This window comes from Wenzhouxiangella sediminis, from assembly GCF_003410055.1.
Taxonomy (GTDB): domain Bacteria; phylum Pseudomonadota; class Gammaproteobacteria; order Xanthomonadales; family Wenzhouxiangellaceae; genus Wenzhouxiangella; species Wenzhouxiangella sediminis.
Genome location: NZ_QUZK01000015.1, coordinates 1 through 10,283 on the forward strand (window position 1 = coordinate 1; position 10,283 = coordinate 10,283).

The following is a 10,283-nucleotide window of genomic DNA, read 5'->3' on the forward strand; positions in this document are numbered from 1 at the left end:
TGATAAACTCCTGATTTACAGTACGTATCAATGGGCAGTTACACAAATCTCAGGACAGTCCCCCCAAGACACCGAATTCACCGAAAGAGAACAGAACATCCCCACCGGCCAGGTGATCGAGAAAGTTCTTGGTTGTCTTGTCTTTGTTTCTTTCTTCGGTGTGTTCGGTGACTTCGGTGGTTCTCGGCTTTTGAATTTCTTTGCGTTCTTTGCTGCTTTGCGTCTTTGCGTTGAAAAGATTTTGATCTTTCCCAACGCGCTAATGGCATCATGCGTGAATCGAATCACGGAGATTGTCCATGCGCCTGCTGTTGACCGTTGGTTTCCTGTTCCTGGCCCTGCCCGCCACCGCGCAGGAGTTGCCCAACGTGGCGGAGATGGATGTCGCGGCCATCCAGGCCGGTTACGAGGCCGGTGACTTCACCGCCAGGGACATCACCGCCGCCTACCTCGAGCGCATTGAGCGGCTCGATCGATCCGGGCCGATGCTCAACTCGCTTCGTCACGTCAACGAGAACGCGCTCCAGCGCGCCGCCGAACTCGATCGTGAAAGGGCCGAGGGCAAGGTGCGCGGTCCGCTGCACGGCATTCCGGTCCTGATCAAGGACAACATCGACACGGCCGACATGCCGACCACCGCCGGCAGCGTTTGGCTCGAAGGCGTCGTGCCGCTGAAGGATGCCTTCATCGTCGAGCGTCTTCGAAAAGCCGGTGCGATCATCCTGGGCAAGACCAACCTGAGCGAATGGGCCAACTTCCACTCGAGCAGCTCGTCGAGCGGATGGAGCCGGCTGGGCGGGCAGGTGAAGAACCCCTATGACCTGCAGCGCAATCCCTGCGGGTCGAGTTCGGGCTCGGGTGCGGCCGCCGCCGCCGGCCTCGCCACGCTGACCATCGGCACCGAGACCAACGGCTCGATCGTGTGCCCTTCCAACGCCAACGGCATCGTCGGGCTCAAGCCCACGGTCGGCCTGGTCAGCCGCAGCGGCATCATCCCGATTTCGCACAGCAGCGACAGCGCGGGACCGATGACCCGTACGGTGCGCGATGCGGCCGTGCTGCTGGGTGTCCTGGCCGGCGAAGACCCGGCCGACGACAAGACAGTGGGTGACGCAATCGTGCGCCATTCCGACTACACGCAGTTTCTCGACGCCGGCGCCCTGGAAGGAAAGCGCCTTGGGCTCTGGACGGGACCCACTGAACAGAACCATCGCGTCAAGGCGCTGACCCGGCAAGCCGCGGCCGCGCTCGAATCGGCCGGTGCCGAGATCGTCGAGATCGAGACGATCACCGAGGAGAACATCGGCGGCGACGCGCTGAACGTGCTGCTCTACGAATTCCACCACGGCATGGATGCCTACCTGGCCGCGCTCGGCGATCGCGCTCCCTTCGAGAACTACAAGGCGATGGTCGAGGCCGTCCGCAACGATCCCGAAGAGACGGCCCGCTTCGACCGTGCGCTGCTGTTCCGGGCGGCCGACAAGGACGACATCGAAAGCCAGGAATATCTCGAAGCCCTCGCCCGAGTGCTCGAGCACAGCCGCGAGAAGGGCATCGACCGCGTCCTGGCCGAACACGAACTCGACGCCATCATCGCCCCGACCGGTTCGCCGGCCTGGATGACCGACCCGATCCTGGGCGACAACTTCCAGCTATCGAGCTCCTCGCCCTCGGCCCGCGCAGGCTATCCCATCATCACCGTGCCCATGGGCCATATCGAAGGCCTGCCCGTCGGCCTGAGCTTCTTCAGCACCGCCTGGAGCGAACCCACCCTGCTCGCCCTCGCCTACGCGTTCGAACAAGCCACCCAGGCCCGCGTCCAGCCGGGGCTGTAGGTACTTAGGTGGCGTGGATCGATTAGTCAGAAAAACCTTTAAAACGCAAAGACGCTAAGCAGCAAAGAACGCGAAAAAAAAAGAACAAAAAAACAACTGAAAAAAATTCTTGTTCAGCCTAGTGCTCTGCCCGGGCGTACTACGCATTCCCCGAGAGCAAGTCGAGGCTCAGTTAATCCCTTTTTCCTTCCTTTGCGTTCTTTGCTGCTTAGCGTCTTTGCGTTTTAAAGACTTTGCTTTTAAAGCGACGAACCCCCAAGCGCCCGATCGAGGTCGTCCCAGAGATCGTCGACGCCCTCGATGCCGACCGACAGGCGCATCAGGCGATCGTCGATGCCCAGTGCCTTTCGTTTTTCGTCGCTCAGCTTGGCGTGGCTGGTCTTCGACGGCTGGCTGATGGTCGACTCCACGCCGCCGAGGCTGACCGCCGGGCGGATCATCGTGAGTCTGTCGAGAAAGGGTTCGGGATCGATCGAGTCGGCGATGCGAAAAGTAAGCATCCCGCCGAAGCCGCTCATTTGATTCGCCGCCACCGAATGGCCGGGATGACTCGGCAGTCCGGGATAGAGCGTTTCGGCAATGCGCGGATCGCGATCGAGCCGCCGGGCCAGTTCGGCCGCGTTTTCCGAGGCCCGCTCCACGCGCACCGCCAGGGTCTTTATCGAGCGCTCCAGCAGGGCCAGGTCCTGACCGTTGAGGGTTGCGCCCAGGCGAACGATATTGGGGTGGATCCGTTCGATCAGCTCCGTCGATCCGGCCAGTGCGCCGCAGAGCAGGTCCGAGTGCCCGCCGAGATACTTGGTGGCCGAATGCATCACCAGGTCGAAGCCGTGTTCGATCGGGCGCTGGAGAATCGGCGTGGCGAAAGTGTTGTCGATAAAACTCACGACATCGTGCTCGCGCGCGATCTTCGCCGTGGCGGCCAGGTCGACGATCGAAAGCAGTGGATTGGTCGGTGACTCGACCATCAGCAGCCGCGTGTTCTTCTCGAAGCAGGCAGCGAGTGAATCCGGATCGCCGTTCCAGGTGGTAAAGCGCATGCCCATCGGTTCGAGCAGTCCCTCGACCAGGTCGGTGGTGCCGCCGTAGAGCCCGTCGAGAATCACGGCGTGGTCGCCGGGTTTCATCAGGCTCAGGAACACCGCGCTGATCGCGCCCATGCCCGAGGCGCTCACGCGGGCAGCCTGCGCGCCTTCCAGTGCGGCGATCTTGCCGGCGACCACCTCGTGGTTGAGCGCGTTGACGTAGCGCGGGTAGCGCACGCCGCCTTCGCGATAGTCGAATGTGGTGCTGGTGACGACGGGTGTGTTGATCCCCATCGCGCCGGGCAACTGCGTTTCTCCGGCATGCACGCAATCGGTGGCCGGTGCTCGCTTGTCTCGGTCGGTCATGGAATGTCGTTCGCGTTGTGCCTGAAACTCAACGCCGCCCGCGGCGGGTCAGCATCACGATGCCGACGACCAGGCTGACCCCGCCGCCGATGAGATAGAACATCGTCTCGTCGCTGTATCGCCCGGTCACCGCTTCCTGCATCTCACCGACGAAAGAACCGGCCGACTGCAGGCCAAAGTACAGCAGACCCGCTCCGACGACGATCAGAATGATGCCCGCGATCTTGTTGCTGCTCATGGCGTGCTCCGGGAAATGGAAGAGGCCTTGGAGCATACCCCCCACGGATCCATTCTCCAACCACTAAACAGAGGGGTTGCCGGGGAGTGGATCGCGTGATTTGGAAATCTCCGATTTCGTATGAACGCGATTCACTCCCCGGCAACCCCGACCCGACCCTCAATACTTGACGGTACACCCGTAAGGCCGCGTCGTCGTCTGCGAGACGGCCTCGCCGGCCGCCATCTCGTCTAGCGCGACCATCACGTACTGGGTCGCTTCCGGAATATCGTCCTGGTCGGCGCTGGGAATCGAATCGATGCCGCCCATGTAGCGCAGGATGCCGTCGGCGTCGATGATGTACATGTGCGGTGTGACGCGCGCATCGTAGGCGTGGCCCATCTCGCCGGACTCGTCGATCAGCACGGCGTTCGGATAGGCGTCGCGCTCGGCCGTCAGCTCGTCGGAGCGTTGGGGGCTGATGTGGCCCTGCGCGCCCGGCTTCGATGAGATCACGCTCAGCCAGACCACGTCGTGGTCGTTGCGCGCGGTGCGCTGCTGGTCCTGCATGTTGCCGGCGCCGTAGTGCTTGGCCACGAAGGGGCACTCATGGTTGGTCCACTCGAGAACGACGGTCTTGCCGGCGTAGTCGGAAAGGGAATGCACCTTGCCCTTGGTGTCGACTACGCTGAAATCGGGCGCCGGCTCGCCGATCTGCGGGGCGGCCATGACCGCGGCGGACATCACCAGGATGACGGCGGCGGTAAACAACTGGATGTTTCGATGGATCATGTCGGTCTTCCTCTGCTCGTTGATTCGAACGGACTAAAGGGATTCGATCGCCCCGACCACGAGGCCCGGGCTCAGCACCTGGGGCAGCACGGTCGGTTCGCCGCCGTCGTGCGGGTAGAGCACGTAGAGCGGCACGCCGTTGCGCCCGAATTCTGACAGGTAGGCGGTGATGGCCTCATCGCGGCGCGTCCAGTCGCCTTTCATGTAGACGACCTCGTGGGCTTCCAGCGCCTCGCGCACCGCGTCGGTGTTCAGCGCCACGCCCTCGTTGACCTTGCAGGTGATGCACCAGTCGGCAGTCATGTTGACCAGCACGGCGCGCTCGGGATCGCCGCGCAGTTCGGCCAGGCGTGCGGCGGAATAGTCTTCCCACCAGGCGTTCTCGACGTCGCCCGGGGACTGCTGCATGCGAACGCCCGCGCCGAGCGCGGCAACGGCGGCGACCGCACCGAGGGCGAGGGCCACGTGGCGGATGCTGTTCATCGTGGCGCCGCGGCTTTTCCGGCCGCCCAGCCACAGCACGAAGGCCAGCACCACCATGCCGCCGAGCACCGCGGCCAGGCCGTCGGCCCCGACCTGTCGGCCCAGCACCCAGAGCAGCCAGACCACGGCCAGGTACAGCGGAAAGGCCATCAACTGCTTGAAGGTCTCCATCCAGGGCCCGGGCTTCGGCAGGCGGCGGGCCAGCGCGGGCGAGAAGCTCAGCACCAGCATCGGCAGCGCCAGGCCGAAGCCGAGTGCGAGGAAGATGCTCATCGCCGTCGGCCAGGGCATCAGCACGGCCGCGCCCAGGGCGGTGCCCATGAACGGCGCGGTGCAGGGGCTGGCCACGATGCAGGCCAGCACGCCGGTGAAGAAGGAACCCGAAACGCCCTCGCGCTCGGTCAGTTGCTGGCCGGCGCCCATCAGGCGGTTGCCGAAAGCGAACAGCCCGGACAGGGAAAGCCCCAGGGCGAACAGCACGTAGGCGAGCACGCCCACCACCCAGGGCGACTGCAGCTGGAATCCCCAGCCGATCGCCTCGCCGCCGGCGCGCAGCGCCAGCAGGACGCCGGCGAGCACGGCGAAGCTCAGCACCACGCCGGCGGTGTAGGCCAGGCCGTGGGCGCGCTGGTCCTGCCCGGCGCCGGCGACGAAACTCATCGCCTTGATCGACAGCACCGGGAACACGCAAGGCATCAGGTTGAGCAGCACGCCGCCGGCCAGGGCCAGCAGCAGGGCCAGGCCCCAGCCGATCGGCGGTTCGGTCGGGCCCGCGCTTGCCGCGGCGGCCCCGGTGCTTTGCAGCGAGCCCGGCGTGGCGGTGACCTCGAAGGCCCGGCCGGTCCGGTCGTCGACGAAGACGACGGGCATCGCATCGGGTATCTCGCCCAGATAGGGCGACAGCGGCTGGCCGGCCTGCAGTACGCCCTCGAGCTGCGCGGTCTCGGCGGGCCGGGCATGGTCGACGATGTTCTCGGCGCCGACGAAGACCGTCCACTCGGCGTCGGTCGGCAGTTCGTCGGATTCGACCTGGACGGCGAGTTGCCCACCGCTGGTATCGAAACGCGCCGGCCAGTCGACGATCTCGGGCCGGCGCTCGTCGGCCCGGGCGAACAGGTCCGCGACCGAATCGTTCTTCGGCGCGGCCCCGGCCCGCACCGGCAGGGTCATCGACAGCTCGGCATCGCCGGGAATGCAGATTTCCTCGCAGACCAGCCACTCGGCGGCCACGGCGATCGGGAATTCCTCGCCGGGCGCCAGGTCCTCGGGCGGCGTGATGGTCACCGGCAGCAGGTGCTCGCCGCCGTAGCCGTAATTGACCAGGTGACCCATGGGCACCCGCTCGGGATAGGGCCACGCGATGCCCGATGCGCCGGCGCCTTCGGGCAGGGTCCACTCCATCTCGGTGGTCAGCCCCGAGTCGCCCGGGTTCTTCCAGTAGGTGTGCCAGTGCGCGTCGGGCAGCATTCGCAGGCCCACGCGAAACGGCTCGCCGGGCTGCACGTGTTCGACTTCGCTGACCAGCTCGACTTCGATATGCGGGCGCTGCACCGGACCGGGTTCGGCAAGAGGCTCCGCCAGCACAAGCAGCGGCATTATCGACATGCTGAAGACGAAGCCTAGTTTTCTCATCCGATCAAGCATCGTTGTTTGGACTTGGCCAGAACGTTCACAGAGCGTAGCGAGCGTGTGGCTGACGGTGGCCGCCGGAATGCAGGAACCGCAGCGCAGGCGGAATATACGGTGCGGTTTGCGCGTAATGCAAGGAGCGCCGTATTGGAGCCGTTGCGCGTGTACACGTCCGTGCATGAGGATTCCGAGTACGCGTTTAACGGCACTCCTGCTTGGCTCCTTTCCTGCGGAAAACCGCCAAGCCTTCGTTGCCTACGCTGCCGGACGCCGTCAGGCGCACGCGCAGTAGCTCTGTGGACGTTCTTTAACGCTGACACCTGGGGCAATAGAAAGTGCTGCGCTGGCCGATCACTTCGCGCCGGATCGGCTCGCCGCAACCGGGACAGGCCTCGCCGTCCCGGCCGTAGACCTTGAGCGACTGCCCGAAGTATCCCGGCGTGCCGTCGCCCACCGTGAAGTCCCGAAGCGAAGTGCCGCCGACTTCGATCGCGTCGGCCAGGGTCCGGCGGATGGTGCCGGCCAGCGCGTCGTAGCGCTGGCGGCTGATGCGCCCGGCCGGCCGGCGCGGATGGATCCCGGCGGCGAACAGGGCCTCCGAGGCGTAGATGTTGCCCACGCCGACGACGGTCTTCGCGTCCATCACGAACCCCTTGACCGGGCTGCGCCGACCGCGGCTGAGCCGCCACAGCCACTCGCCGTCGAAGGCATCGCCGAGGGGTTCCGGGCCGAGCGCGGTCAGGCGCGGGTGCGCGTGGGGGTCCTCGCCGCCCCACAGCAACGCCCCGAAGCGTCGCGGATCGGTGTAACGGATCACGTGGCCGTTCTCGACGACCAGGTCCACGTGGTCGTGCGGCCCCGGCGCGGGTGGATTCTCCCAGCCGCGGAACGAGCCCGACATGCCCAGGTGCCAGAGCAGCGAGCCGGACTCGAGGCGCCAGATCAGCCACTTGGCGCGCCTCTCCAGCGCGGTGACGGTCTGTCCGGCGATGGCATCCACCTCTCGGGGAATGGGCCAGCGAAGCTGCCGCTGGCGCACGGTCACCGCGGCCACACGACGGCCCTCGACCAGGGGGGCCAGGCCGCGGCGCGTGGTTTCGACTTCGGGCAACTCGGGCATCGGTTTGGGTAAGGGGTCGCAGTTCGGCGATCCCGCATTATCGCGCAGGCCAGCGGTCTTCCAGGTGATCGACCTGCCCTGAATCCGGGCAGCACCTGCTCAGAAGTCGGGCAAGGCGCCGGCGGCGACCGCCATGGAACCCCTGTAAATCAGTGCTTTGCGCACATGGCACGCCAATTGCGCTGTATCTCGGGGACATCCACGGGAGATTCGCCATGAAACTGGTCACGGCCATCATCAAACCCTTCAAGCTCGACCCGGTGCGCTCGGCGCTGGCCGAAGTCGGCGTCACCGGCATGACGATGACCGAGGTGCGCGGCTTCGGTCGCCAGAAAGGGCACACCGAGCTCTACCGAGGCGCCGAATACCACGTCGACTTCCTGCCCAAGATCAAGCTCGAGATCGCGGTCGACGCCGACCGGCTCGATGACGTGATCGAGGCCATCCAGGAATCGGCCGGCAGCGGTCGCATCGGCGACGGCAAGATCTTCGTCGCCGAGCTCGACCAGGTCATCCGCATTCGCACCGGCGAACGCGACGCCGACGCCATTTAGGGGACCTCTGAATGACTCTGCACGGAGCGCGTTTCAGTCGGAAAAGCCGCAGATCGCGTGGTGCGACCCGAGTGACAGTAGCCATAGCTACGGCCGAGGGGCGCAACGCGCGAGATGCGGCTTTTCCGGCGAAACCCGAAGGGCCGGCGCCTTTGCGGGGTCTCCGCCTCGTTTGGCCTCGCTCATTTGGAGCGACCAAACCGCGCTCGCCCAAGCCAAGCCGGAGCCTCCCGCAAAGGCACCGTCGCGCCCGCGCAGAGTCATTCAGAGGCCCCCTGGAGAGCAAAGAATGGAAACCATCATCGAAACACGCTACGCCCTCGACACCTTCTACTTCCTGGTCTGCGCCGCCCTGGTCATGTGGATGGCCGCCGGCTTCACCATGCTCGAAGCCGGGCTGGTGCGCGCCAAGAACACCGTCGAGATCCTCACCAAGAACGTCGCCCTGTATTCCATTGCCTGCCTGATGTACATGCTCATCGGCTACAACCTGATGTATCCGGCCGAGGGCATCAACGGCTTCTGGCCCGGCATCGACTGGCTGCTATCGGCGACCGACCACAGCCCCGAGGCGGTGCTCGCCAGCGGCGGCGAGATCTACTACTCGGGGCTGTCGGACTTCATGTTCCAGGTCGTGTTCGTGGCCACCGCCATGTCGATCGTCTCCGGCGCGGTGGCCGAGCGCATGAAGCTGTGGAGCTTCCTCGCCTTCGCCGTGTTCCTGACCGGTTTCATCTATCCGCTCCAGGGCTACTGGAGCTGGGGCGAGGGTTTTCTCGACGGTCTCGGCTACAGCGACTACGCCGGCTCGGGCATCGTCCACATGGCCGGCGCGGCCGCCGCGCTCGCCGGCGTGCTCCTGCTCGGTCCGCGCCAGGGCCGCTTCGGCCCGGACGGTCGGGCCCGCGCCATCCCCGGCGCCAACCTGCCCCTGGCCACCCTGGGCACCTTCATCCTCTGGATGGGCTGGTTCGGCTTCAACGGCGGTTCCGAGCTGGCGATCTCCAGCGTTGAATCGGCCAACAACGTCGCGCGCGTATTCGTCAGCACCAACGCCGCCGCCGCCGCTGGCCTGGTCGCCGCCCTGCTCGTCGCCCGCTCGGCCTTCGGCAAGGCCGACCTGACCATGGCGCTCAACGGCGCCCTGGCCGGCCTGGTCTCGATCACCGCCGAGCCGCTTGCGCCCAGCCCCGCCCAGGCCGCCCTGATCGGCGCGGTCGGCGGCGGCCTCGTCGTCGGCTCCATCGTGCTCCTCGACAAGCTCAGGATCGACGATCCCGTCGGCGCCATTTCGGTTCACGGCACTTGCGGCATCTGGGGCGTGCTCATCGTGCTCTGGACCAACGACGGCGCAACCTGGAGTGGCCAGCTGGCCGGCCTGGCCGTGATCGGCGGCTTCGTTTTCGCCGCCAGCCTGGTCTTCTGGGCCATTCTCAAGGCCACCACGGGCCTGCGTGTCCACCCCGAAGACGAAGCGGCCGGCCTCGATCACGTCGACTGCGGGATGGAGGCGTATCCCGAATTCGTGGCGACCGGAAGCGGCGACTAGGATCGTCATGGCATGATGAGGACCGGCCCCGGTCGGCGGCGGCTGACCGGGGCCATTCCGTTGAGGGTTCGACCATGAGGGAGGTCCCATGCCGATCGAAATCGTCGAAGGCGATATCGCCGACCAGCCCGACCTCGACGCGGTGGTCAACGCCGCCAACGCCCAACTCATGCCCGGCGGGGGCGTGGCCGGCGCGCTGCACCGCGCAGCCGGGCCGCAACTGGCCGAAGCCTGCCGACCCCTGGCCCCGATCGAACCCGGCCAGGCGGTGGTCACCGAGGGCTTCGCGCTGCCCAACGCCTGGGTCATCCACGCCCTCGGCCCGCGCTACGGCATCGACAATCCCTCCGACGAACTCCTGGCCGCCGCCTACCGCAACATCCTGAAAGCCGCCGCCAACAACGGCATCCGCTCGATCGGCTGCCCGGCCCTGTCCGCCGGCGCCTTCGGCTACCCGCTAGAAGAAGCGGCCCGAATCGCCGTCGAGACGGTGCAGCAACATGCGCCGGCCGAACTCGTGTTCCGGTTCGTGCTGTTCGACGGCAAGACGAAGGACGTGTTCTCGCGACTCGTCGAATGAGGGGGGCGTTTGTTCGTTCCTTCGTTCGTTCGTTAATTCGTTCATTCGTTCCGGCGCGTCTTGCCCTGGGGCCTGGGTGAGGTTGGTGCCACCGGGCGGTGCGGGGGTCTCGACACGTCGTAGGCGTTAGTCG

The 10,283-nt window shown here is 65.9% G+C and carries 10 protein-coding genes; 5 read left to right on the top strand and 5 right to left on the bottom strand.

Annotated features, from left to right (window positions below; translation table 11 throughout):
* A partial coding sequence (locus tag DZC52_RS15590; RefSeq protein ID WP_220338256.1) for a hypothetical protein occupies nt 1-418 on the top strand: 418 nt, incomplete at its 5' end.
* Nucleotides 300-1,835, top strand: a complete 1,536-nt coding sequence (locus DZC52_RS03395; protein ID WP_116649719.1) for an amidase — start codon at nt 300-302, stop codon at nt 1,833-1,835. The genes DZC52_RS15590 and DZC52_RS03395, both read left to right, overlap by 119 nt.
* 239 nt (nt 1,836-2,074) lie before the next feature.
* Here DZC52_RS03395 and DZC52_RS03400 read toward each other — a convergent pair whose 3' ends face one another.
* The 5 genes from DZC52_RS03400 to mutM all read right to left on the bottom strand — a co-directional run bounded on the left by DZC52_RS03400 (nt 2,075) and on the right by mutM (nt 7,467).
* Entirely contained in the window at nt 2,075-3,226 is a 1,152-nt protein-coding gene (locus DZC52_RS03400; RefSeq protein ID WP_116649720.1) for a trans-sulfuration enzyme family protein, read from the bottom strand.
* A 28-nt stretch (nt 3,227-3,254) separates the two neighbouring features.
* Nucleotides 3,255-3,464 (bottom strand): DUF3185 family protein, encoded by a 210-nt coding sequence (locus DZC52_RS03405; protein ID WP_116649727.1) that lies wholly within the window; start codon nt 3,462-3,464, stop codon nt 3,255-3,257.
* 159 nt (nt 3,465-3,623) lie between these two features.
* On the bottom strand, nt 3,624-4,235 hold the full coding sequence (locus DZC52_RS03410) for a thioredoxin family protein (RefSeq protein ID WP_116649721.1): 612 nt from the start codon (nt 4,233-4,235) through the stop codon (nt 3,624-3,626).
* Between the two features lie 33 nt (nt 4,236-4,268).
* Complete coding sequence (locus DZC52_RS03415; RefSeq protein ID WP_181918748.1) at nt 4,269-6,323, bottom strand: protein-disulfide reductase DsbD family protein; 2,055 nt, start codon at nt 6,321-6,323, stop codon at nt 4,269-4,271.
* A 331-nt stretch (nt 6,324-6,654) separates the two neighbouring features.
* Entirely contained in the window at nt 6,655-7,467 is an 813-nt protein-coding gene (gene mutM, locus DZC52_RS03420; RefSeq protein ID WP_116649723.1) for a bifunctional DNA-formamidopyrimidine glycosylase/DNA-(apurinic or apyrimidinic site) lyase, read from the bottom strand.
* Between the two features lie 215 nt (nt 7,468-7,682).
* Between mutM and DZC52_RS03425 the strand changes: the two genes are divergently transcribed.
* The 3 genes from DZC52_RS03425 to DZC52_RS03435 all read left to right on the top strand — a co-directional run bounded on the left by DZC52_RS03425 (nt 7,683) and on the right by DZC52_RS03435 (nt 10,150).
* Entirely contained in the window at nt 7,683-8,021 is a 339-nt protein-coding gene (locus tag DZC52_RS03425) for a P-II family nitrogen regulator (RefSeq protein WP_116649724.1), read from the top strand.
* Between the two features lie 289 nt (nt 8,022-8,310).
* A complete protein-coding gene (amt, locus tag DZC52_RS03430) occupies nt 8,311-9,570 on the top strand; it encodes an ammonium transporter (protein ID WP_116649725.1) in 1,260 nt (419 codons plus the stop codon).
* Nucleotides 9,571-9,658: 88 nt separating this feature from the next.
* The gene (locus DZC52_RS03435; RefSeq protein ID WP_116649726.1) at nt 9,659-10,150 is read left to right on the top strand and encodes a macro domain-containing protein; all 492 of its coding nucleotides are present in this window, start codon (nt 9,659-9,661) and stop codon (nt 10,148-10,150) included.
* Nucleotides 10,151-10,283 lie beyond the last annotated feature (133 nt).